The organism is Bacillus sp. WC2507, from assembly GCF_052656125.1.
In genome coordinates this window covers 5277677-5302198 of record NZ_JBQXPN010000001.1, presented here as the reverse complement: position 1 = coordinate 5302198, position 24522 = coordinate 5277677, and the positions used below count along the sequence as shown (strand labels likewise).

Annotated in this window: 25 protein-coding genes and 1 riboswitch; of the genes, 16 read left to right on the top strand and 9 right to left on the bottom strand. The window is 36.0% G+C overall.

What is annotated here, in order from left to right; translation table 11 throughout:
• The first annotated feature begins 93 nt into the window (after nucleotides 1–93).
• The 4 genes from purM (at nucleotide 94) to purD (ending at nucleotide 4928) form a co-directional block, all read left to right on the top strand.
• A complete protein-coding gene (gene purM, locus ACUN28_RS27780) occupies nucleotides 94–1134 on the top strand; it encodes a phosphoribosylformylglycinamidine cyclo-ligase (RefSeq protein ID WP_016089554.1) in 1041 nt (346 codons plus the stop codon).
• Nucleotides 1131–1718: a phosphoribosylglycinamide formyltransferase gene (gene purN / locus ACUN28_RS27775; RefSeq protein ID WP_016089553.1), complete on the top strand. Its 588-nt coding sequence runs from the start codon at nucleotides 1131–1133 to the stop codon at nucleotides 1716–1718. Before purM ends, purN begins: the two co-directional genes overlap by 4 nt.
• 24 nt (nucleotides 1719–1742) lie before the next feature.
• Entirely contained in the window at nucleotides 1743–3278 is a 1536-nt protein-coding gene (purH, locus tag ACUN28_RS27770) for a bifunctional phosphoribosylaminoimidazolecarboxamide formyltransferase/IMP cyclohydrolase (RefSeq protein WP_016089552.1), read from the top strand.
• A gap of 378 nt (nucleotides 3279–3656) precedes the next feature.
• Entirely contained in the window at nucleotides 3657–4928 is a 1272-nt protein-coding gene (gene purD, locus ACUN28_RS27765; RefSeq protein WP_016089551.1) for a phosphoribosylamine--glycine ligase, read from the top strand.
• A 61-nt stretch (nucleotides 4929–4989) separates the two neighbouring features.
• Here the strand turns inward: purD and ACUN28_RS27760 are convergent, their stop codons facing one another.
• The 4 genes from ACUN28_RS27760 to ACUN28_RS27745 all read right to left on the bottom strand — a co-directional run bounded on the left by ACUN28_RS27760 (nucleotide 4990) and on the right by ACUN28_RS27745 (nucleotide 7224).
• Entirely contained in the window at nucleotides 4990–5472 is a 483-nt protein-coding gene (locus tag ACUN28_RS27760; protein ID WP_016089550.1) for a DUF4362 domain-containing protein, read from the bottom strand.
• A gap of 128 nt (nucleotides 5473–5600) precedes the next feature.
• Nucleotides 5601–5765, bottom strand: a complete 165-nt coding sequence (locus ACUN28_RS27755) for a toxin-antitoxin system HicB family antitoxin (RefSeq protein ID WP_001085171.1) — start codon at nucleotides 5763–5765, stop codon at nucleotides 5601–5603.
• 15 nt (nucleotides 5766–5780) lie between these two features.
• Entirely contained in the window at nucleotides 5781–6626 is an 846-nt protein-coding gene (locus ACUN28_RS27750) for an SPFH domain-containing protein (RefSeq protein WP_016089549.1), read from the bottom strand.
• A gap of 220 nt (nucleotides 6627–6846) precedes the next feature.
• The gene (locus tag ACUN28_RS27745) at nucleotides 6847–7224 is read right to left on the bottom strand and encodes a YgaP family membrane protein (RefSeq protein ID WP_016089548.1); all 378 of its coding nucleotides are present in this window, start codon (nucleotides 7222–7224) and stop codon (nucleotides 6847–6849) included.
• Nucleotides 7225–7561: 337 nt separating this feature from the next.
• On the opposite strand from ACUN28_RS27745, the gene ACUN28_RS27740 reads away from it, so the two are divergent.
• From ACUN28_RS27740 to ACUN28_RS27710, 7 genes are all read left to right on the top strand, one after another.
• Nucleotides 7562–8251, top strand: coding sequence for a heptaprenylglyceryl phosphate synthase (locus ACUN28_RS27740; protein ID WP_000272092.1), 690 nt, complete (start codon nucleotides 7562–7564; stop codon nucleotides 8249–8251).
• Nucleotides 8252–8263: 12 nt separating this feature from the next.
• Nucleotides 8264–10513, top strand: coding sequence for a DNA helicase PcrA (pcrA, locus tag ACUN28_RS27735; RefSeq protein WP_016089547.1), 2250 nt, complete (start codon nucleotides 8264–8266; stop codon nucleotides 10511–10513).
• A 15-nt stretch (nucleotides 10514–10528) separates the two neighbouring features.
• Nucleotides 10529–12538, top strand: coding sequence for an NAD-dependent DNA ligase LigA (gene ligA / locus ACUN28_RS27730; protein ID WP_016136992.1), 2010 nt, complete (start codon nucleotides 10529–10531; stop codon nucleotides 12536–12538).
• Nucleotides 12539–12554: 16 nt separating this feature from the next.
• A complete protein-coding gene (locus ACUN28_RS27725) occupies nucleotides 12555–13748 on the top strand; it encodes a CamS family sex pheromone protein (protein WP_016089545.1) in 1194 nt (397 codons plus the stop codon).
• A 95-nt stretch (nucleotides 13749–13843) separates the two neighbouring features.
• Nucleotides 13844–14614 (top strand): TSUP family transporter, encoded by a 771-nt coding sequence (locus ACUN28_RS27720; RefSeq protein ID WP_016089544.1) that lies wholly within the window; start codon nucleotides 13844–13846, stop codon nucleotides 14612–14614.
• A 153-nt stretch (nucleotides 14615–14767) separates the two neighbouring features.
• A complete protein-coding gene (gene pruA / locus ACUN28_RS27715; RefSeq protein WP_000259557.1) occupies nucleotides 14768–16315 on the top strand; it encodes an L-glutamate gamma-semialdehyde dehydrogenase in 1548 nt (515 codons plus the stop codon).
• A gap of 415 nt (nucleotides 16316–16730) precedes the next feature.
• Nucleotides 16731–16868, top strand: a complete 138-nt coding sequence (locus ACUN28_RS27710; RefSeq protein ID WP_000521651.1) for a hypothetical protein — start codon at nucleotides 16731–16733, stop codon at nucleotides 16866–16868.
• A gap of 540 nt (nucleotides 16869–17408) precedes the next feature.
• Here the strand turns inward: ACUN28_RS27710 and ACUN28_RS27705 are convergent.
• Nucleotides 17409–17972: a cysteine hydrolase family protein gene (locus ACUN28_RS27705; RefSeq protein ID WP_016089543.1), complete on the bottom strand. Its 564-nt coding sequence runs from the start codon at nucleotides 17970–17972 to the stop codon at nucleotides 17409–17411.
• A 242-nt stretch (nucleotides 17973–18214) separates the two neighbouring features.
• Nucleotides 18215–18321, top strand: a riboswitch (SAM riboswitch).
• 123 nt (nucleotides 18322–18444) lie between these two features.
• Here ACUN28_RS27705 and ACUN28_RS27700 point away from each other — a divergent pair.
• The 3 genes from ACUN28_RS27700 to ACUN28_RS27690 are packed head-to-tail and all read left to right on the top strand — an operon-like array spanning nucleotide 18445 to nucleotide 20995.
• Nucleotides 18445–19464: a methionine ABC transporter ATP-binding protein gene (locus ACUN28_RS27700; protein ID WP_016089542.1), complete on the top strand. Its 1020-nt coding sequence runs from the start codon at nucleotides 18445–18447 to the stop codon at nucleotides 19462–19464.
• On the top strand, nucleotides 19454–20119 hold the full coding sequence (locus tag ACUN28_RS27695; protein ID WP_001261881.1) for a methionine ABC transporter permease: 666 nt from the start codon (nucleotides 19454–19456) through the stop codon (nucleotides 20117–20119). The genes ACUN28_RS27700 and ACUN28_RS27695 overlap by 11 nt, the downstream gene beginning before the upstream one ends.
• 21 nt (nucleotides 20120–20140) lie before the next feature.
• Nucleotides 20141–20995, top strand: coding sequence for a MetQ/NlpA family ABC transporter substrate-binding protein (locus ACUN28_RS27690; protein ID WP_016089541.1), 855 nt, complete (start codon nucleotides 20141–20143; stop codon nucleotides 20993–20995).
• Between the two features lie 173 nt (nucleotides 20996–21168).
• Here ACUN28_RS27690 and ACUN28_RS27685 read toward each other — a convergent pair whose 3' ends face one another.
• From ACUN28_RS27685 to ACUN28_RS27670, 4 genes are all read right to left on the bottom strand, one after another.
• Nucleotides 21169–21633, bottom strand: a complete 465-nt coding sequence (locus ACUN28_RS27685; RefSeq protein ID WP_016089540.1) for an HXXEE domain-containing protein — start codon at nucleotides 21631–21633, stop codon at nucleotides 21169–21171.
• 58 nt (nucleotides 21634–21691) lie between these two features.
• Entirely contained in the window at nucleotides 21692–21883 is a 192-nt protein-coding gene (locus tag ACUN28_RS27680; RefSeq protein ID WP_016089539.1) for a DUF3926 domain-containing protein, read from the bottom strand.
• On the bottom strand, nucleotides 21876–23057 hold the full coding sequence (locus ACUN28_RS27675) for an ArsA family ATPase (RefSeq protein WP_016089538.1): 1182 nt from the start codon (nucleotides 23055–23057) through the stop codon (nucleotides 21876–21878). Before ACUN28_RS27675 ends, ACUN28_RS27680 begins: the two co-directional genes overlap by 8 nt.
• Before the next feature lie 76 nt (nucleotides 23058–23133).
• Complete coding sequence (locus tag ACUN28_RS27670) at nucleotides 23134–23616, bottom strand: MarR family winged helix-turn-helix transcriptional regulator (protein ID WP_016089537.1); 483 nt, start codon at nucleotides 23614–23616, stop codon at nucleotides 23134–23136.
• 232 nt (nucleotides 23617–23848) lie between these two features.
• Here ACUN28_RS27670 and ACUN28_RS27665 point away from each other — a divergent pair, with 232 nt between their 5' ends.
• The gene (locus ACUN28_RS27665; protein ID WP_016089536.1) at nucleotides 23849–24085 is read left to right on the top strand and encodes a YiaA/YiaB family inner membrane protein; all 237 of its coding nucleotides are present in this window, start codon (nucleotides 23849–23851) and stop codon (nucleotides 24083–24085) included.
• Nucleotides 24086–24226: 141 nt separating this feature from the next.
• Entirely contained in the window at nucleotides 24227–24517 is a 291-nt protein-coding gene (gene gatC / locus ACUN28_RS27660; RefSeq protein WP_016089535.1) for an Asp-tRNA(Asn)/Glu-tRNA(Gln) amidotransferase subunit GatC, read from the top strand.
• Nucleotides 24518–24522: the final 5 nt, after the last annotated feature.

Genomic DNA, 24522 nt, shown 5'->3' with positions numbered 1-24522 from the left:
AAGCTTCTACTTCTTTTGATGTAGAAGCTAGCTTCTTTCTTAAAACAGCCCGCCCTGGATAGGGAGAAATTAAAAGACGAGGTGTAGATAACGATGGCGAATGCATATAAGCAAGCAGGAGTAGATATTGAAGCTGGATATGAAGCGGTATCTTGCATGAAAAAACACGTACAAACAACAATGAGAAAAGAAGTACTAGGCGGTTTAGGCGGTTTTGGAGGTATGTTTGATCTATCAAAATTTGCATTAGAAGAACCTGTATTAGTATCTGGAACAGATGGCGTGGGAACGAAATTGATGCTCGCTTTTATGGCAGATAAACATGACACAATTGGTATTGATGCAGTAGCAATGTGTGTAAATGATATTGTTGTCCAAGGAGCAGAGCCGCTTTTCTTCCTTGATTATATTGCTTGTGGTAAAGCTGAACCTAGTAAAATTGAAAACATCGTCAAAGGTATATCAGAGGGCTGTCGCCAAGCTGGTTGTGCATTAATTGGTGGAGAAACAGCTGAAATGCCAGGAATGTATTCTACGGAAGAATACGATTTAGCTGGTTTTACAGTTGGAATTGTTGATAAAAAGAAAATTGTAACAGGTGAAAAAATTGAAGCTGGTCAAGTATTAATAGGCTTAGCATCTAGCGGTATTCATAGTAATGGTTATTCTTTAGTACGAAAAGTATTACTAGAAGATGGAGAACTATCTTTAGATCGCATTTACGGACGCTTAGAACTACCTCTTGGTGAAGAATTATTAAAACCAACGAAAATTTATGTCAAACCTATTTTAGAACTATTGAAGAAACATGAAGTATACGGTATGGCGCATATTACAGGTGGCGGGTTCATTGAAAATATTCCACGTATGTTACCAGAAGGAATCGGTGCAGAAATTGAATTAGGATCTTGGAAAATTCAACCGATTTTCAGTTTACTTCAAGAAGTTGGAAAACTAGAAGAGAAAGAAATGTTCAATATTTTTAACATGGGTATTGGTATGGTAGTTGCAGTGAAGGAAGAAGAAGCGAAAGATATCGTTCGTCTTCTTGAAGAGCAAGGAGAAACAGCTCGTATTATTGGACGTACTGTACAAGGGTCTGGCGTTACCTTTAATGGGGGCACAGCACTATGAGTAGATTAGCAGTTTTTGCTTCTGGAAGCGGCTCTAACTTTCAATCTCTCATCAATGCGGTAGAAGAAAAAAGATTAGACGCAGATATTAGTTTATTAGTATGTGATAAACCAGAAGCACGTGCTGTTGGACGGGCACATTATCATCATATTCCATGTTTCGCTTTTTCAGCGAAAGCATATGAGTCAAAAGAAGCATTTGAAAAAGAAATATTAAAGAAGCTAGAAGAGTATGAAATTGATTATGTTATTTTAGCTGGATATATGCGTTTAATTGGACCGACTTTACTAGAAGCTTACGGCGGGAAGATTATTAATATTCATCCATCACTATTACCGAGTTTTCCAGGGAAAGATGCTGTTGGTCAAGCGTTAGAAGCAGGTGTGAAAGTAACTGGAGTAACAATTCATTATGTAGATGCAGGTATGGATACAGGGCCAATTATTGCGCAAGAAGCAGTAGTTGTTTCTGAAGGGGATACGAGAGAAAGCTTACAAAAGAAAATTCAACAAGTTGAACATAAATTATACGTAAATACAGTGAATCAAATTGTTCAATCTGTTAAAGAACCAACTGTTAACTAACATACAACCAGGGGTGAAGGATAAATGAAAAAGCGTGCATTGGTAAGTGTTTCAGATAAAACAGGAGTAGTGGAATTTGTTAAAGGTTTACTAGAACAAGGGATCGAAGTTATCTCAACAGGTGGTACGAAAAAATTACTAGAAGAAAATGGCTTACAAGTAATTGGTATTTCTGAAGTAACTGGGTTCCCAGAAATTATGGATGGTCGCGTAAAAACATTACATCCAAACATTCATGGTGGTCTATTAGCAGTTCGCGATAATGAAACGCATGTAGCGCAAATGAATGAGTTAGGTATTCAGCCAATTGATTTTGTTGTTGTTAACTTATACCCATTCAAAGAAACAATCGCTAAGCCTGATGTAACATTTGCTGATGCAATTGAAAATATTGATATCGGTGGTCCAACAATGATTCGCTCTGCTGCGAAAAATCATAAATTTGTATCGGTAATTGTAGATCCAGTAGATTACGATGTTGTATTAGCAGAACTGAAAGAGAACGGTGAAGTAAAAGAAGAAACAAAACGTAAATTAGCAGCGAAAGTATTCCGTCATACAGCGGCATATGATGCGTTAATTTCTAATTACTTAACAGCGCAAATGGGTGAAGAAAGCCCAGAAACATTAACAGTGACATTTGAGAAAAAACAAGATTTACGCTATGGAGAAAATCCACATCAAAAAGCAACATTCTATAAAGCGCCATTCGCGGCAACTTCTTCTGTTGCGTATGCAGAACAATTACACGGTAAAGAATTATCTTATAACAATATTAACGATGCAGATGCAGCACTTAGTATTGTAAAAGAATTTACAGAGCCAGCAGTAGTAGCAGTAAAACATATGAATCCATGTGGTGTTGGAGTGGGTACTGACATTCATGAAGCATACACACGCGCTTATGAAGCGGATCCAGTATCAATCTTTGGAGGTATTATCGCAGCGAATCGCGAAATTGATAAAGCTACAGCAGAAAAGTTACACGAAATTTTCTTAGAAATTATTATTGCACCTTCTTTCTCAAAAGAAGCTTTAGAAGTGTTGCAAAGTAAGAAGAACTTACGCTTACTAACTGTAAATATTGAAAAAGCGACAAGTGCAAGTAAAAAACTAACTTCTGTACAAGGTGGACTTCTTGTTCAAGAGGAAGATACGTTATCATTAGATGAAAGTACAATTTCAATTCCGACGAAACGTGAACCGTCAGAGCAAGAATGGAAAGATTTAAAACTAGCTTGGAAAGTTGTAAAACATGTGAAATCAAATGCAATTGTTTTAGCAAATGATAACATGACAGTTGGTGTAGGTGCAGGACAGATGAACCGTGTAGGTTCGGCGAAAATTGCTATCACACAAGCAGGCGAAAAGGCGCAAGGTAGCGCACTTGCATCTGATGCTTTCTTCCCAATGCCAGATACGTTAGAAGAAGCAGCAAAAGCAGGAATTACAGCAATCATTCAACCAGGCGGATCAATCCGTGATGAGGATTCTATTAAAGTGGCGGATAAGTACGGGATTGCTATGGTGTTCACTGGCGTACGTCATTTCAAACACTAATAGAGGTTGTTTAAAAAGTCCGGTCAAGATAACCTTCGCATGTCGTCGTTGCATAGCCAGTGCGGTACTCATGTAGGAAAGCTACACTCCGTGTCCTCCTGTCAAATGCGCCTCGACCTACTCGGTTCTCTTGATCCTCCTTTTTAAACCTTTATTGATATGGATGTTTAAAAAGTCCGGTCAAGATAACCTTCGCATGTCGTCGTTGCATAGCCAGTGCGGTACTCATGTAGGAAAGCTACACTCCGTGTCCTCCTGTCAAATGCGCCTCAACCTGCTCGGTTATCTTGGTCCTCCTTTTTAAACTTACATTGATATGAAAACAAACTAGGAGCATAGCTTCTAGTTTGTACTTATTTAAGTATTGGGGGATGAAATATGAATGTTTTAGTAATCGGCCGCGGTGGGCGTGAGCATGCTTTAGCTTGGAAGTTTGCACAATCTGCAAAAGTGAAAAAGGTGTATGTAGCACCAGGTAATGAAGGTATGCGAGATGTTGCAACACCCGTTGATATTGATGAAAATGATTTTGATGCATTAGTCTTATTTGCAAAAGAGAATCATGTGGAGTTAACTTTCGTTGGACCAGAAATTCCACTTATGAATGGAATTGTTGATCGTTTTAAAGAAGAGGGACTTCGCGTATTTGGTCCGAATAAAGCGGCTGCTGTTATTGAAGGTAGTAAAGCTTTTACAAAAGAGCTTATGAAAAAATATAGTATTCCAACTGCGGCGTACGAAACTTTTACAGACTATGAAGAAGCAGTACAGTACATTCAAAAAGTTGGTGCACCAATTGTTATTAAGGCAGACGGCTTAGCGGCTGGTAAAGGTGTAACGGTAGCAATGACACTTGAAGAGGCATTACAAGCTGCGAAAGAGATGCTACAAGATGTAAAGTTCGGCGAAGCAAGTAAGAAGGTCGTTATTGAAGAGTTTTTAGATGGACAAGAATTTTCATTAATGGCATTTGTGAATGGAACAACTGTGCATCCGATGGTAATTGCTCAAGATCATAAACGAGCTTTTGATGGTGATAAAGGTCCAAATACAGGTGGAATGGGTGCATATTCTCCAGTACCACAAATTCCGGAATCAGCAGTTCAAGAGGCGATAAAAACTGTATTACACCCCACTGCTAAGGCGATGATTGCAGAAAATCGTTCGTTTACAGGTATTTTATACGCGGGACTTATTTTAACAAATGATGGTCCAAAGGTAATTGAGTTTAATGCTCGCTTTGGTGATCCTGAAACGGAAGTTGTATTACCTCGCTTAGAAAATGATTTAGTTGATGTATGTAACGCTGTATTAGATGAGAGTGAACTAACGTTACAATGGTCAGAAGAAGCAGTTATTGGTGTTGTACTTGCTTCGAAAGGATACCCAGAAGCATATAAAAAAGGTGATATTATTAGCGGATTAGATGCATTGCAAGATGTGATTGTTTTCCATGCGGGTACAGTAATGAAACATGGGGACTTTGTAACAAACGGTGGCCGTGTATTATTTGTTGCTTGTAAGGCGAATAGTTTACAAGAAGCGAAAGATAAAGTATATAAAGAAATCGGTAAAATTGAGAGTGATGGTCTATTTTATCGAAGTGATATAGGATATCGTGCAATTGGACATGAGATGACGAGAAGCTAATATTATGAAGATAAGAAAAGTGGGGAATGGTGTAGTCCATTCTCCACTTTTTTATATTATTTTATTTAGGTAGTTTTATAAGGTCGATAATGTCAGGGCAGTGTAATTGATAAGTTATTGCTGTTGATGAAACTTTTTTAGAAATTTTTTGGCAAGAGTTATTGGAATATTGAATTTCCCTGTCTTCTGTATTTCGACCGCTTGTTTTTGAGTAATCAACATCATAATACAAAGATGTCGTTTCTCTTCCTTTCTTTACTGTTAAATCTATGATGAGAGGCTCATCTTTTTCGTTAAATTGAGTGATTCGAATGGAGTGACTCTTATTTGAATTATATTTTTTAATGAAGGTATCTAATTTTTCGATATTGTAAACTGTATCATTCTTTTGAATGACATCACCATATTTTTCGGCGGTTTCAAAACTATATTCTTTATTGGATGTATCAATCGTTGGTTGTTTATTTGAGCAAGCGACAAGATTGAATGAGAGTAGTGTGATAAAGAATAAACTAGTTTTTTTATAGTAGTGTTTGATATGCAAAGCTAACCACCTCTATATATAACATTATATTTGCATTTTACAATATATTTAAAAAGAAAACATCATCATCGAAAAATATTTAGTAATATAGTATTAAAAAAATCCCGCTGATTTCTCAGCAGGATTTTTTATGCATCTTTATCTTTTTTCAATTTTCCTTTTTGCTTTGCCATTTCTCGAAGTAAATACTCGATGTGTGCATTGACGCTACGAAACTCATCATTCGCCCATTTTTCGATGACTGCGTGTAATTCAGGATCAATACGTAATGGAAAGCTTTTCTTTTTAGCCATAAGGATTTACAACCTTTAATATAGGCTTCCTGTATTAATAACTGGTTGCGCACCTTTATCTGAAACGATGGCAACTAATAAATTGTTCACCATATTTGCTTTACGCTCGTCATCTAATTCGAGTACGCCTTCTTCATCTAACATATGGATTGAATCTTTCGCCATCTTCACAGCACCTTCAACAATCTCTTTTCTAGCAGCTAATACTGCTTTCGCTTGTTGACGTTGTAGCATTGCATGGGCAATTTCTGTTGCGTAAGCTAAATGTGTTAAACGAGTTTCTAATACTTCTACGCCAGCGATTTCAAGGCGTGCTTCTAATTCACGCTTTAATTCTTCAGAGATTTCTTCAGTATTTCCCCGTAACGTGATACAAGTTTCATCTTGGAAATTATCATAAGGATATTTTGTTGCGACGTGGCGGATTGCCGTTTCACTTTGAATTTCTACAAATCGATCGTAATGTTCAACACCGAACATTGCTTTTGCAGAATCAACAACTTTATATACGATAACGGCCGCAATTTCAATTGGATTTCCCTCAACATCGTTTACTTTTAATTTCTTACTATTAAAGTTTTCAACACGTAACGATACAGTTTGACGGAATGCGAATGGAATTGTTAAAAATAAACCGTTTTGACGAATTGTTCCTAAATAATTACCGAAAAACGTAATGACTTTTGCTTGGTTTGGTTGAACAATACCAATACCTGTAGCAAGAACTGCAGCTAAAATAATAGTTAATGCTGCTCCTATGAAAATTTCTTGTACAAGGAAAAATACGCCGATAGCAGCTAAAATTAAAATCCCGATAACACCAAGAAAACCATTAACATAAAAAACTTGTTTTTCTTTCATATGATCGCCTCCTGATATAAAAATGATATCACTTTTATATCATTTTAAGCAAGGGATTTACACCTAATTTTCTGAATTTTATTGATTGGGTATCTCTTATGTACATTTTAAGATTCAAAACAAGAATGTACGTTCTGTTTTGTGGTAAAATAAAGAAGACTTAACCGCCCACTGCAGCAGCTAAGTCTCTTTGAGAGCATCTTGCATCGTGACAAATGATTCAAAGCGGTTTTGCCAGGATTATATCTTCAATCGCTGACTCAATCTCTTTGTCAGAAGCGTCATAATTTCCATTTGACTTTGATTTGTCATCATTGGAAGTTTGATTCACTTCTTCTTTAGTATGGTCCTTTTCAGTAAAATTCATGCTAGGCATTTTAAATGCCCCCATATTCATGTATTTTCCGAATTTCCACATTTCAACAACAGGGCAGAAACGAACAATTCCCTCTGCAACTTTCATTGCACCAATCCATAGCAAAATGTTAGACCAAGTGCACCAAGGTTTGCGTACGAGTTTAGTTGCACTACAACCGAAGAGAACAAGTCCGAGTGTAATTCGAATTAGGGCATTTATTGTACCGATATTTTGCTTCATTAGAAAAACACTCCTTTTTATGAAAGTTGAAATAGATAATACTATTTCTTTTATTAGTATCCCATTTGATTTTTGGGATATGTAATCCAACATTTGACGTGGAAAAAGATGTTGGAATGTGCGTGTGTGTAAGTAGCTTTTTTTGTTATAATGAAAGAATGCATAAAAGGAACTTCAAAATTAGATCCTCTCGTTTAAAAAATATGGAAGAGGTAATTCCAAACTTAATTCTCCGTTTTAAACAAATATTTAAGATGAAGTTAAAACAATAATGATGAAAATAAACTGTTATTTTGAACAGAAATATATATAACTCGAGAAAAGAAAGGGTGTTTTCATGTACGATATTTCCGGGTGGAAACATGTATTTAAGCTTGATCCAAATAAGGAGTTAAGCGATGAACATTTAGAAATGATTTGTGAGTCTGGAACGGATGCTGTTATTGTAGGCGGAAGTGATGGAGTGACAATTGATAATGTACTACACATGCTAGTTAGCATTCGTAGATATGCAGTTCCTTGTGTATTAGAGGTTTCTGATGTGGAAGCAATTACACCAGGATTTGATTTTTATTATATCCCAAGCGTTTTAAATAGCCGAAAGGTAGAATGGGTAACAGGCGTTCATCATGAGGCTTTGAAAGAATTTGGGGATATTATGGACTGGGACGAAATTTTCATGGAAGGGTATTGTGTTTTAAATCCGGAAGCGAAAGTAGCCCAGCTTACAGATGCGAAATGTGATGTAACAGAAGATGATGTGATTGCATACGCGCGTTTAGCAGACAAGCTATTACGTTTACCGATATTTTATTTAGAATATAGCGGTACGTATGGAGACGTTGAACTTGTTAAAAATGTAAAAGCAGAATTAAAACAAGCGAAGTTGTATTATGGCGGCGGTATTTCTAATGCAGAACAAGCGAAAGAAATGGCACAGTACGCTGATACGGTAGTGGTTGGAAATATTATTTATGATGATATAAAATCCGCGTTAAAAACAGTTAAAGCAGTAAAAGGAGAGTAGGTGCAGGCGTATATGAGTAAGACAGATAAGTTATTAAATGGTTTAAATCCGCAGCAACAAAAAGCAGTACAAACAACGAACGGACCACTTCTATTAATGGCAGGCGCAGGTAGTGGTAAAACACGTGTGTTAACACATCGTATTGCGTATTTACTTGGTGAAAAAGGTGTAGCACCATGGAATGTACTAGCCATTACTTTTACAAATAAAGCTGCTCGTGAAATGCGCGAGCGTATTGATACACTTGTTGGACCAGAAGCAGAAGATATTTGGATTTCGACGTTCCACTCTATGTGTGTACGTATTTTACGACGTGATATCGATCGTATTGGTATTAATCGTAACTTTACAATCTTAGATTCAGGCGATCAGTTAACTGTAGTCAAAAAAATTATGAAAGAGCGCAATATTGATCCGAAAAAATTTGAGCCGCGCTCTATTTTAGCTGGTATTAGTAATGCGAAAAATGAATTGTTATCTGCAGATAAATATGCAAAAAAAATTACAATCGCTGATCCATATGAAAAATTAACGAGCGACGTGTATACAGAATATCAAAAGCGTCTTCTGAAAAATAATTCATTAGACTTTGATGATTTAATTATGACAACAATTCAGCTATTTGAACGTGTTCCAGAAGTACTAGAGTTTTATCAGCGTAAGTTCCAATATATTCACGTGGATGAGTATCAAGATACGAACAAAGCGCAGTACCTTCTTGTTAAACATTTAGCAGCACGTTTTAAAAATTTATGCGTTGTAGGTGACTCAGATCAGTCTATTTATCGCTGGCGTGGTGCGGACATTTCTAACATTTTGTCATTCGAAAAAGACTATGAGAATGCGCAAGTTATTCTGTTAGAACAAAACTATCGTTCGTCACAAAATATTTTAAATGCAGCGAATGCTGTTATCGAGAAAAATACGAATCGTAAACCGAAGAAATTATGGACAGATAATCAAGTTGGAAGCAAAATCTCGTATTATCGTGCTGCAACGGAAAAAGACGAAGCATATTTTGTTGCGAAAAAAATTCGTGACGATATTCAAATGGGAAAACGAAAATATACTGACTTTGCAGTGTTATATCGTACAAATGCTCAGTCTCGTATGGTCGAGGAGATTTTCCTGAAATCAAATATTCCTTACAAAATTGTCGGCGGCACGAAGTTCTACGATCGTAAAGAGATTAAAGATATTTTGGCGTATTTACGTTTAATTGGGAATCCAGATGATGAGATTAGTTTCGCGCGTATTATTAACATGCCAAAGCGCGGAATTGGTGCGACTTCTATCGATAAAATTATCAATTACGGTGTACAAAATGGAATTTCATTAACTGCTGTATTCGATGAGATCGAGCATGTTGGTGTAAGTGCAAAAATAACAAAGGCAGTAAAAGAATTCGCAGGTCTATTACACAACTGGGTAAATATGCAAGAGTATCTATCTGTTACAGAGTTGGTAGAAGAAGTTATTGAAAAAACAGGCTATCGCGATATGTTGAAAAACGAGCGTACTTTAGAAGCCGAAGGTCGTTTAGAGAACCTAGATGAGTTTTTATCTGTTACGCAAACATTTGAATCTCAAAGCGAAGATAAGAGCCTTGTTGCATTCTTAACAGACTTAGCGCTTGTTGCTGATATCGATCGTGTAGATGAAGATCCAACTGCTGGTGAGGAAGTTATTTTAATGACGATGCACTCAGCGAAAGGATTAGAATTCCCAGTTGTATTTATTGTTGGTTTAGAGGAAGGAATATTCCCGCATACGCGTTCTTTAATGGAAGAAGATGAAATGCAAGAAGAGCGTCGTCTCGCTTATGTAGGTATTACTCGTGCAGAAGAAGAGTTATATTTATCCAATGCACAAATGCGTACTTTATTTGGTAGAACAAGTATGAACGCCGCATCTCGATTTATTACAGAAATCCCGGCAGAGCTAGTGGAATCGTTAAATGAAACAGCGCCGAAGCGTGAAACTTCGTTTGGTGCAAAAGGAAGAACGGCCAGTAGCGGTAGAACGACAACGACAACTACAACACGTTCTCGTTCGGCTTTCGCGCGTCCTGCAGCTAAGACGACAGGTGGCGAACAAATCGGCTGGGCAGTAGGCGATAAAGCTTCCCACCAAAAATGGGGAGTCGGTACAGTTGTAAGTGTAAAAGGTGAAGGTGATGCAAAAGAGTTAGATATTGCGTTCCCAAGCCCAATTGGTGTTAAACGCTTATTAGCAAAATTTGCACCTGTGACGAAACAATAGGAAAGGAATGAGGATATGTCAAAAGAGTTAGCAAAAAAACGTATAGAAGAACTGCGTGATTTGTTAAATACATTTAACTATCAGTATCACGTATTAGACAATCCTTCTGTTTCTGATGCGGAGTATGACCGTAATATGCAGGAGCTTATAAAATTAGAAGCAGAGAACCCAGAATTTATGAGTGAAGACTCTCCCTCCATTCGCGTTGGCGGGACTGTTCTTGATATATTTGAAAAAGTAACACATAAGTCACCAATGTTAAGTTTAGGAAATGCGTTTAACGAAGGCGATTTACGTGATTTTGACCGAAGAGTACGTCAAGGAATTGATGATGCGAATGTAAGATATATATGCGAATTAAAAATTGACGGACTTGCTGTTTCGCTTCATTATGAAAAAGGACGCTTTATTCAAGGGGCAACACGTGGTGATGGCGTAACGGGTGAAGATATTACTCAAAACTTGAAAACGATTAAAGCGATTCCGCTTCGTTTAAATGAAGAAGTAACGTTAGAAGCTCGAGGCGAAGCTTATATGCCGAAGCGTTCATTTGTTAAGTTAAATGAAGAAAAAGAGCAAAATGGTGAAGATGTATTTGCGAATCCGCGTAATGCGGCAGCAGGTTCAATACGCCAACTTGATCCGAAAATTGCAGCGAAGCGTAACTTATCTATGTTTGTGTACGGTCTTGCGAATGTAGAAGAAAAAACAATTCCATCACATAGTGAATCGCTTGATTTCTTAGGTGAACTTGGGTTCAAAACAAATCCAAATCGTCGTACATGTGAAACAATCGAAGAAGTTATAGCTTATGTAGAAGAATGGCAAGAAAAACGTCCGCATCTTGATTATGAGATTGATGGAATCGTTATAAAAGTAGATGATGTTGCCCTTCAAGAAAGTTTAGGAACTACAGCAAAGAGTCCAAGATGGGCAATTGCTTATAAATTCCCGGCTGAAGAAGTTGTAACAAGATTAACAGGCATTGAATTAAGTGTTGGTCGCACAGGGGTTGTAACACCGACTGCAGAGCTAGAGGCAGTGCGAGTGGCTGGTACTATCGTTCGTCGTGCTTCTTTACATAACGAAGATTTAATTCGTGAAAAAGACATTCGAATTGGTGACTATGTTGTTGTGAAGAAGGCCGGAGATATTATTCCTGAAGTTGTGAACGTTATTTTTGATAAGCGTACTGGCGAAGAAGAAGAATATCATATGCCAACGCATTGCCCAGCATGTGAGAGTGAACTTGTTCGTTTAGAAGAAGAAGTAGCGCTTCGATGTATAAATCCGACTTGTCCGGCTCAAATTCGTGAAGGGTTAATCCATTTCGTTTCAAGAAATGCAATGAATATTGATGGACTTGGAGAACGTGTCATTACACAACTCTTTGATGCAGATTATATTCGTACATTTGCTGATTTATATTCGTTGACGAAAGAGCAATTATTACAACTAGAACGATTCGGCGAAAAATCAGCAACGAATTTAGTACAAGCGATTGAGAATTCTAAAGAAAACTCATTAGAGCGATTATTATTCGGTCTTGGTATTCGCCATGTCGGAGCAAAAGCAGCACGTACATTTGCAGAGCATTTTGAAACGATGGATGCACTTGTGAAGGCAACGGAAGAAGAACTAAAAGCAATTAATGAGATTGGTGAAAAAATGGCTCAATCCGTCGTGACGTATTTTGGTAATGAAGACGTATTAGAGTTATTACAACAATTTAAAGAGTATGGCGTGAATATGAAATACAAAGGCATAAAAATTGCTGATTTACAAAATGTTGAGTCGTACTTCGCAGGAAAAACTGTCGTTTTAACAGGGAAATTAGAAGTTATGGGACGTAGTGAAGCGAAGAAAAAGATTGAGGCATTAGGTGGAAAAGTAACAGGAAGTGTTAGTAAAAGTACGGATTTAGTTGTTGCGGGTGAAGCGGCAGGTTCGAAATTAGCACAAGCGGAGAAACATAATGTTGAGGTTTGGAATGAAGAGAGGTTCTTACAAGAGCTAAATAAGTAAGAGGTGCAAACTTACCATGAAAAAAATAGCATTAGCGGTATTAAGCCTTGGTCTACTAGTAAGTGGGTGTAGTGCAGGTGCCGATAAAGATGACAAAGTGGTTGAGAAATCGGGGAAAGCAAAAGAACAAGCAATCGTTCCGAAGTACTCTATTTCGGATGAATATTATAAGACGACTATTCCATTTGATGGAGGAAAGGCACGTGGCTTAGTTGTGCAAGGAGTAAGTAATCGTCTTGATATAGATGAATTTGAAACAGGATTAATGCGTATTGCGAAAGAATCATTTAGTACGAAAGATAATGTTTTAAAAGGCGGAAAGGCCCTAAAAACTCAGGATATACAGATGCTTGTTAAAAGAAAACGTACAGATGCAGAACAAAAGGAACTAGAAGATACATTAAAAAAAGATGCGGTTAACTTCCCGAACATAGGGTTAAATCCCGCATTAGGTGCAGGATCCGAATCACTAGAAGTGAAAAATAAAAAAAATCCAATATATATTTCAAATATTTTAGAGCATGATTATTATGTGAACAAAGGCGAAAAAGATGAGCGTAGCGGCATTACAGTTGGATTAGCGATGAATTCGGTTCATTATTACGAGGAAGAGCATGGTTACCCGCGTGAAGCTACAATCTCGAATGAAAAAATGTTAGCTGAAGGGAAAAAAATGGCGCAAGAAATCTTGAAAGTTATGCATCAACGAGATCCTGAAACCAAAACCCTTCCGATAACATTTGCAATTTATCGTCAGGCTCCGAAGTCTTCGCTCGTACCAGGTAACTTTGTTTCTTATGCGAATGTCGAAAAAGGCAGCGAAACGGTTGAGGATTGGAAACAAATTAATGAGAAATATTATTTGTTCCCATCTGAACAAGCGAAAACAGATAATAAACGTGAAGATCTGGCGAGAGTATCGAACTTTAAATCAAAACTAAGCGATTATTTCCAAGGCGACTATACAGCTGTTATCGGTACCGGTATGTATAGAGATGATGAATTAAGAGAAATAAAGCTTGATATTCCTGTCCAGTTTAATGGGAAAGCAGAAATAATTGGCTTTACACAATATGTAGCTGGGCTTGTTATGGAATACTTCCCGAATTATATGAAAGTACAAGTAACGATTAAATCTGTAGAACGCCCAGAAGCGATTATTATACGTGAAGCGAAGCAAGATGAACCATTTGTGAAAATTTTAGATTAAATAGGAGGGCTGTTCCTTTATGGAACGGCTTTTTTTCTTGAAGAATTTTGTTATAATTTAAAATGTTATAAATAATGGGGTAAGGGGTAAAGCACATGGACGAATTGAGTTTTCAAGTCATTATTTTATTAATTGCATTCGGATTTTTAGCAGCTTTTATTGATTCAGTTGTTGGCGGTGGAGGATTAATTTCGCTTCCAGCACTTATGTTTGTTGGTTTACCACCAGCTTCGGCAATTGCAACGAATAAATTAGCTGCAACGATGGGGACGTTTACGAGTGCGATTTATTTTATTCGATCGGGAAAGGTCGATTTTAAAATTGTAGGAAAGTTAATCCCGTTAACTGTTATAGGAGCAGTCGCAGGTGCTTTAGTAGTAAAGTTTATTCCGCCGGATATTTTACGTCCGTTAGTACTTGTAATGTTGGTGTTTATTGCCATTTATATTATTGCGAAAAAGGATTGGGGAAGTGTATCTACCTATAAGAAGATGACGAAAAGAAAAACATTAATATTTTTCTTTGTTATTTTAATGATAGGGTTTTACGATGGATTTTTTGGACCAGGGACAGGATCCTTTTTAATTTTTGCATTTTTATTAATTGGTTTGGATTTTATTCAAGCGGCAGCATCTGGAAAACTTTTGAACTTTGTTAGTAATATCGTATCTTTAATTACTTTTTTATTTTTAGACGTAATTCATTTTGAATACGGTATTATTATGGGATTATCGATGATTTTGGGCGCTTATTTTGGATCGAAGTTTGCAGTTCAAAAAGGTGTTGGATATGTAAGGACTTTATTTTTATTAGTAACTATTTTATTAATCGGAAAAAACATTTTGGAATATACTCATATTTTTTAGAGTTATACGTATGTATAACTCTATTTTTTTATTATATTTTAAAAATTAATTAATTTTTAAAATATAAGTCTAGGAATATTTGAATAAATCTAAATTATCGTGTAGAATAATGTTGTAAAATGTAAACGTTTTTCTAAGGGGAGGCTAAAAAGAATGGTAGTAGCATACAAACATGAGCCATTTACAGATTTTTCAGTAGAGGCTAACAAATTAGCGTTTGAAGAAGGTTTAAAGAAAGTAGAATCTTATCTTGGACAAGACTATCCATTAATTATTGGGGGAGAAAAGATCACTACAGAAGACAAAATTGTTTCTGTAAACCCTGCAAATAAAGAGGAACTTGTTGGTCGCGTTTCAAAAGCAAGCCGTGAGTTAGCTGAAAAAGCAATGCAAGTAGCGGATGAAACATTCCAAACTTGGAGAAAGTCAAAACCAGAAATGCGTGCAGACATTTTATTCCGTGCTGCAGCAATCGTTCGTCGCAGAAAACATGAATTCTCTGCTATTCTTGTAAAAGAAGCAGGTAAACCATGGAATGAGGCAGATGCTGATACAGCAGAAGCAATCGACTTTATGGAATATTATGGTCGTCAAATGTTAAAATTAAAAGACGGAATTCCAGTAGAAAGCCGTCCAATTGAATATAATCGTTTCTCTTACATTCCACTAGGAGTAGGTGTTATCATTTCTCCTTGGAACTTCCCATTCGCAATTATGGCAGGTATGACAACAGCTGCTTTAGTTTCTGGTAACACAGTATTACTAAAACCAGCTAGTACAACTCCTGTAGTAGCAGCGAAATTCATGGAAGTATTAGAAGAAGCTGGCTTACCAGCTGGCGTAGTAAACTTCGTTCCAGGTAATGGTTCTGAAGTTGGTGACTACTTAGTAGATCACCCTCGTACACGTTTCGTGAGCTTCACTGGATCTCGTGATGTAGGTATCCGTATTTATGAGCGTGCAGCGAAAGTAAACCCAGGACAAATTTGGTTAAAACGCGTTATCGCTGAAATGGGTGGTAAAGATACAATCGTTGTTGATAAAGAAGCAGATCTTGAATTAGCAGCTAAATCTATCGTTGCATCAGCATTCGGATTCTCAGGACAAAAATGTTCTGCATGTTCTCGTGCAGTAATCCATGAAGATGTATACGATCACGTATTAAATCGTGCGGTTGAATTAACGAAAGAATTAACAGTAGCTAACCCAGCTGTATTAGGTACAAACATGGGTCCTGTTAATGACCAAGCTGCATTCGATAAAGTAATGAGCTATGTTGCAATTGGTAAAGAAGAAGGTAGAATCTTAACAGGTGGCGAAGGAGACGATTCTAAAGGCTGGTTCATCCAACCAACAATCGTTGCTGACGTTGCAGAAGATGCTCGCTTAATGAAAGAAGAAATCTTTGGACCAGTAGTAGCATTCTGTAAAGCAAAAGACTTTGATCATGCACTTGCAATTGCAAACAATACAGAATACGGTTTAACAGGTGCTGTTGTTACTAACAACCGTGACCATATTGAAAAAGCACGTGAAGAATTCCATGTGGGTAACTTATACTTCAACCGTGGATGTACTGGTGCAATCGTAGGTTACCAACCATTCGGTGGCTTTAACATGTCTGGTACAGACTCTAAAGCTGGTGGCCCTGATTACTTAGCACTTCACATGCAAGCAAAAACTACTTCTGAAACTTTATAAGAAATAGTAGAAGAGATCTTCGCAGTCTGCGAAGATCTCTTTTTTTTGAAAAAATTTCTATATGTGGTTTAAAGCATGAATGGGTCTACAAATTAATTATATATATTGTCTATTTTATATACGCTTTTTCATTTTCCACTAAGCTAAAATAAAATTAATAAACAATAAATTCTCTAAAGAACTAAAAACCAACCATAGATTGTCCAAAAAATTTTAATACCAATAGGCTTTACTCTATTGAGATTGTGAAGTTTCCTGCTTAAACTAACGGGGCAGATTAGTTGAATAAAATCATATTCGGATTAAGATAGATATAAGTAGAAAAACTAATAAATAAGGTTTACTTCAGTAAAATAAGGTATATTATATTTGTTGAATAGATTCTCTTTAAAGACAAGAAAAGTAGGTGAACAAAGTGGGAAAATATCAATTGGATTACAAAAGTCAGGTAGCTGTGGCAAAGTTTCATGAAAAACAGACGCCTGCCAAATTTGATAAAAAGCAGCAAATTGAAAAATTGCGTGCAGAGTATTTGAAAAAGAAGCAAAAATAAACAGATAAATAATATGTTACGTTTTTGATTACGTTTTCCCTGATTTTTTGTATATGGTGTAAACAAACACAAGAAAATAGGTAAGTTATTCATCGTTCAAATATATATAAATTAGTAGTTTTTATTCCATTGCTACACATAACTCTGTTTTTGATTAAACGTTATTTTAAAGATACAACAAAACCAACGAATAATAGAGCTTATATCGAAAAGTAAATGGCCATTGAAAATATAGGATTTATTTTTCAATGGCCATTTATGGTTATATATTTAACGTTTTGGACAATGTATGCTTTAACTTACCCTATAATAGGGGAAGCTAATTCATTTGAACCGAAAGTGATTTCCATATATTACTATTCGGTGATTAGAACTAGCTAAACCCTATTAATATCAGGATAAACATGTAAATAGAAACAAATCAACGAGAAAAGTTGACTTATTAGTCACATTTTTTAGTATTCATTTTAAGGATTTCCTGTATAATACAATTTGAAAGAAAATCTATGGTTTGACAAGAAACACTCTTTTCGGTTTTGCTCACTGAAGGGAGTGTTTTTTTGTAGCCAAAAACTCCTCTGTACTCATTACATTTGCATATACTCCATTTAAACTAGCTAAAATTGTGTTATGAATATAAACGGCTGGTATAGTAGCACTCTTAAAGGAAAGATCTTTTGTAGCACAAGCATCATGTATAACGGTACATGGAAAGCCGAAATCAAAAGCAGCCCTTACAGTAGCATCAATACACATATGAGTCATCATCCCGCATATGACGACGTGCTCAATGTCTAAACGTTGTAATTGTTCTAGAAGATCGGTTTCGCGAAAACTATTTGGATAATGTTTGAGTATAACGGTTTCTTCTCTAAGTGGGCGTACGCTTTCATGAATATGTACACCCTCTGTATTTGGTAGGAAAAAAGTAGCGTCATCTTTTATTGCTACATGTTGGATATGAAAAATAGGTTCGTTTTTCGTTCTAAAGAATTGTAGCAGCTGGCTAGCATATTCGCTTGCTTCTACTGGATTACGCAATTCCATCTTTCCATTCGGAAAATAATCATTTTGAATATCAACGAGTAAAAGAGCTGTTTTCATATATTTATCTTCCTCCGATTTCATATTCAAATAATGGTATTCAATGTATAGAGAGGATTCTCCTTTTAAAAAATATGAAGGAGGAGAATTTTACATAACTTTAAAAATTACTATTTGTATTGTGATTTTTTATTTAAAAATTTTAATAGAGAAATAATTAATATTTTTCTAAAAAATGTATTGACTCTTATTATTCTGAGTTCTATAATGAGAATTAATTAAACGACAATTAAATCGATACATTCTTATCCAGAGAGGTGGAGGGACTGGCCCTACGATACCTCAGCAACGGTTTTTTTAATACCGTGCTAACTCCAGCAAGCCTTATAAAAGGCTTGGAAGATGAGAAGATGTGAACGAGTACATATAAGTGCTCTCCTTCTTATCTTTATGGTTGATAAGAAGGAGAGCACTTTTTATTTTACCTCGAAAGCTCTACTTCAAGTTTTTACAGCATATAGGAGGGGAAAAAATGATTTCTTTTAACAATGTAAGTAAAGTATATGAATCAGGTGGGCAATCTGTTCATGCGGTGGAGGATGTAACGTTATCAGTTGAGAAGGGCGAAATTTTCGGCATTATCGGTTTTAGTGGCGCTGGAAAGAGTACGTTATTACGCCTAGTAAATATGTTAGAGAGACCAACGGCAGGAACGATTTCAATAGATGATAAAGATATTACATCCTTATCGACGAAAGAATTACGGAAGCTAAGACAAAGAATCGGGATGATTTTTCAAAGTTTTAATTTATTTAATTCAAGAACAGTGTTTGGGAATATTGCTTATCCATTAAAATTAGCGAAAGTACCAAAGAATGAGATAAAAGAAAGAGTAAATGAACTGCTGAAGTTTGTAGGATTAGAAGATAAAGCAAACTATTATCCAGAGCAACTATCAGGCGGACAAAAGCAGCGTGTTGGTATTGCAAGAGCACTTGCAACATCGCCAGACATTCTTATATGTGATGAGGCAACATCAGCTTTAGATCCAGAAACAACGACAGAAATTTTGAACTTATTAAAGAAAGTAAATCGAGAATACAATGTAACAATTCTTCTTATTACACATGAAATGCATGTTGTGAAAGAAATTTGTCACCGTGTAGCTGTAATGGAGAAGGGAAAGGTTATTGAAGAAGGAAAACTGTTTGACGTTTTCACACAACCAAAAACAAAGACAACTCAAAACTTTGTACGCTCTATTATTAATGATCATTTACCGGAAAGTGTTCTAGGGAAAATTCAAAATGGTGGACAGATTTATCGCTTAACATTTACTGGTGAAGAGACAGGGCAGCCAGTACTATCATATATCGCGAAAAACTATAACGTCGATGTAAACGTACTGTACGGAAATATTATTGAACTTCAAAATGTGCTATTTGGAAATCTACTTGTGGAACTGCAAGGTGAGCAGAAAGAAATTCAAAAAGCATTACAACATCTAAGACTGCAAGTGCAGCTGAAGGAGGTAGAAGCTCATGCGAGTTGATTGGAGTATATTTTGGCCACGCATAGTAGATGCGACGGGGGATACCCTCTTAATGGTAATTGTAACCCTTATATTTGCTACAATTCTTGGTATACCTCTAGGTTTACTGTTATATGTAACGAGAAAAGGAAACTTTTTAGAAAATAAATGGGTCTTTTCTATTCTTAATATCATTATTAATACAATTCGCCCGGTTCCATTCATCATCTTCTTAGTAGCTTTAAGCCCACTAACAAGAAGCGTTATTGGAACGACGATTGGAACAGCAGCAGCAATTTTCCCAATGACGTTAGTCGCTTCGATTGGTATTGCGAGAATGGTTGAAACAAATCTTGTTTCTGTTCCGAAGGGGGTAATTGAAGCAGCACAAGCAATGGGAGCTTCACCAATTAGAATTGTTTTTGAAATTCTTGTGCCAGAAGCGTTAGCGCCATTGATCTTAGGGGTTACATTTATGACAGTTGGTTTAATTGAATTTTCTGCAGTTGCTGGGCTTGTCGGTGGTGGCGGTCTTGGTGACTTAGCGATGACATATGGTTATCAACGTTTTGATACATCAGTTATGTTCGTAACGGTCGTTTTACTTATTATTCTCGTACAGGTAGCTCAAAACTTAGGAAACTACTTTGCGAAAGTCTTTTTACGCAGATCATAAAAAGGAAGAGGGGAAAAGAAAATGAAGAAAATTTTAGCATTTGCATTATCAGCAATCGTAGGGATTTCAGCATTAAGCGGCTGCTCAAGTGGGGACACGGGGGCAGGAGCAAAAGAGAAAACAGTTCGCATTGGTGTAACTGGAACGGATGGAAACGCTTGGGAAATTGTAAAGGAAAAAGCTGAAAAAGAAGGAATTAAAGTTAAACTGGTTGAGTTCTCTGATTACACAACGCCAAATAAAGCGTTAGCTGATGGAGATATTGAACTAAACTCATTCCAGCACGTTGCTTTCTTAGAGCAATTTAAAAAAGAGCATAAGTTAGATATTACAGCTGTTGGTACAACGCAAATTGCACCAATGGGCTTATACTCTGAAAAATATAAGAAGGCAAATGAAATTCCAGATGGTTCAGAAATTGCGATTCCAAATGATCCAACGAACCAAGCTCGTGCATTAAAACTTCTTGATGCAGCTGGATTATTAAAGCTTAAGAAAGACTTTGGCTTATTTGGAGACCCAAGCGGCATTGCTGAAAATCCGAAGAAGTTAAAAATTACACCGGTTATCGCACAGCAAACACCTCGTGTATTAAAAGATGTAGCAGCTTCAGTTATTAATAACGGTGTTGCTGGTCAAGCTGGATTAGATCCAGCGAAGGATCCAATTTTCTTAGAAGATCCAAAGAATGAAAATGCGAAGCCATATATTAACATTTTTGCAGCTCGTACAAAAGATAAAGATGATCCAACACTGAAAAAAGTAATTGAACTATATCATTCAAAAGAAGTAACAGATGCAATTAAGAAAGAAACAAATGATGGTTCCATTTCAGTAGATCTTTCACTTGATGAGCTTGAAAAAATCGTAAAATAATTAGTGGGTTTAACGATTAACAGTAGGAACCCCTCCGCTGTTAGCTCGTTCAACATATAATCTACTTAACAAACAAAACCCTAATTCTGTACCTTCCAATTCTGTATAACGTAGAATCCAATGTTTGTTAAGTAGAGTAATGGACCAGGAGTTTTCCTGGTCTTTTTTTATTACTAAAAGTAGCTAGCGAGTAGTAAGATAATCCAAATTATAATGGGGTAAGAAAATAAGCTGAAAATAAGTGTAATTACGAATTGCTTGTTATGAATTAAGTATTTTTGGGATAAAAAAAAGAAAATAGAAAAAATAGCAATGAAAACAGCTGATATTACGCCAGGATTATAGGAACGATAAATAAAAAACAAAATAATATGTTGAACAGAGTTGAAGAAGATAGCCCCTTGTATAAAAATAATCCAGTATATAGAAGACAAGAAGTTCAGTTGATATAGAAAGACGATAAGTAAAACAAAGAGAGTTAATACAGAAATTGCAATGAAAAATTGTTGACTAGTTATAAAAGTAATCGAAAATTGATTAGCAAGATATCGTGGCATCTGGAAAGATTCTTCAAGGTTATGAATGAAAAATAAAAAGGGAATAATCCAAAGCATAATAGTGGAATGTTTTTTCAACAACTTACATCACTCCAATATGGAGATAGAAAGCCTAGAAAGGCTCTCTATCCAGAGATGTTCATTCAATTATGATACTTTTTAAATTATCTTCGTGATGCTCTTGTTCTTTCGGATAAGTAGCTAGCTCCTCTTGCAAAATATTTAGTATTTGCTTAGCTGATTGTTGGATTGGGGTAGGTAACTCTTCTAATATATTCATACCGACTTTTATTTTTGTACGAATTACCTTTCTTAGTAGTTCCTCATGCATGTACTACACCTCCAAACCGAATATTTAGTACATCTTCTTCGAACTTAGCTCCTTGAATAGAAAGGTGTGTTAACGTTTTTGGTAATGTGATGTTCCGTTTCACAGAACCTGAACGAATGATAAGTTCATCACCTTTTTGATTTAATGAAAGTTCACTTTTGTTTGAGAAGGGAATGGAGAGAACGAAAATATACTCATCACCATCTTTTTTTACATATTGAGTGCGCCCGTTAAATTTCACTTCGGTAGGAGAAGAATCTGATTTAAATAAAGTGTCTCCTACACGCTCTAACATGGACAAACCGACAACTTCTTGTTCAAACATAGGAGCTTCGTAAATAGGAAGCGGCTGAAAACTATCTTGAATTAATGTTTTATATTTTTTTTGAGTATCTTTCCATGCTTGAAAATAAGGATCAGTGACAGTGTTAGGAATGACGCGGTTAATCATAATGGCATCTACGTTATAATCGTATAAATTTAAATAAGTAAAGCTTCGCTGAGCTTCTTTAATGACCATTTTTTCGGGATTTACAACGATGCGGATACTTGTTATTTCTCGATTTGATAAAATATCTCTCATTTCTCCGAGCTGTTCAAGTGTATTTGTTAATTCGTCCATAATATCATCGGTTGGAAGAGGAACACCAAGAAGTGGTTGAGCTACAGGGCGAACAACTTTTAAAACTTTTCTTTTAATAGGAAATAATTTTTCCATCCACCAGCCGAGCATGTCTGGAAAGCTGAGCATTGCTAAAGTTTCTCCTGTTGGAGCGCAATCAATGATGATAACATCATATGTGTTTTGTTTATAATAATCGAGTACGCGAAGTAAGCTAATTAAATCTTCCATACCAGGAAACATTGTTAATTCTTCTGTTGTAATATCATCAGCTGCTTTGGAAGTGAAGAGTAGTGTAATATATTTCTGTAATTTCCCCCAGCCTTTTTCCATCTCATAAATCGTATTAATTTCTTGTGCCCACAAGTTTTCACGAATTTCTAATGGCTCAGAAGATAGCTTTATACCAAATGAATCTCCTAAACTATGAGCAGGATCTGTACTCATTACTAATGTTTTTAATCCTTGTTTTGCACTTTGAAATGCTGTTGCTGCTGAAATGCTAGTTTTTCCTACGCCGCCTTTACCTGTATACAAAATAATTCTCATCATTATATCCCCTTTGTTTCGGATGTCGAATATTACGAGTTACGAAATATTTTCTTGAATAAAAACCCTATTAGGGTTTTTATTCAATCGGAATGTTTTTCATTTTAGGTGTAGAAACCTTTTCTTCTGTTTTTTGCTGTGACGTAGCAATGTGATTCATGATCTTTTGGAAGATTTGTAGTAAGAATGTTTTTTCTTCTTCTGATAATGCTTCTGTCACTAAGCTAAAGTAATGGGCTGCATTTTGTTTTACTTCTTGAACGAGCATTATACCGCTTTCCGTTAAACGAATTAATACAATGCGTCGGTCGTTTTCATCACGGTACCGTTCAATATACCCCTTTTTTACAAGGCGATTTACAACGCCCGTCGTTGTACTCATCGGTATATCAAGAAGTTCAGCAATTTTTGTCATTGTAATATCTGTATTTCGCTCCATCCAAAGTAAACAAAATACTTCTGTTTTAGAAAGTGTTAAATCTAGGCTTACCCATTCCTCAGGATAGAAAAATTTCTTGGCGTTATCTAGCAGTAAGTCTAAAAAATGTTCATATTGCAACAATTAATTCCACTCCCGTATATTTCGAGGTTCGTAATATTTGTTTTTAGTTTATGTGGAATTGAAAAAAATGTCAATCATTTTGATTGTTTTTTCAGATAAGCCAGAAAACTATATGTGGAATAATGTTTTTTATGATAGTTTTATAAATCGAAAAATAGAATTTACATAAAAATCCATCATGATAAATATATTTATCTATAAAATGAATGTACAGATAAAGAGGGGGAGGACGATGAGAAGACGAAATACGCAAGCGTTCACGTTTTTAGCATGGACTTCATTTGTTTGTGCGCTTTCTGGAATGTTAATAGGGATATATACATTAGATGCAACGCTTAGTGTAAAAGGGTACTATTTATTAGGCACATTATTTTTAACGATGTCTTGTTTTGTATTACAAAAAACAATTCGTGATAATGAAGAAGATAACGAGAGATTTCCGAAAAATAAACCGGTAGATAAGGAGTAAATTGTAAAGAAAGGCAATTGCCTTTCTTTTTTTATGTAAAAATGCCGTAAGTGCCGTGTGTTGACTTGCTTGAAGTACTGAAAATTTGGTATCATCAATAGTATTGTAGATTGAACGATATATTATGGAGGTGGCCTAGCCGTGTCAAGAATTTCCGTTGAGAATGTAAAGCACGTAGCACATTTAGCACGTCTTGCAATTACTGATCAAGAAGCAGAAAAATTTCAAAAACAACTAGATGCAATTGTTACATTTGCAGAACAGTTAAATGAATTAGATACAACTGATGTAAAACCAACAACTCATGTATTAACTATGAAAAATGTTATGCGTGAAGATGTACCAGAAAAAGGTTTACCAGTAGAAGACGTATTAAAAAATGCACCGGATCACAAAGATAATCAAATCCGTGTTCCAGCAGTATTAGAATAGAGGAG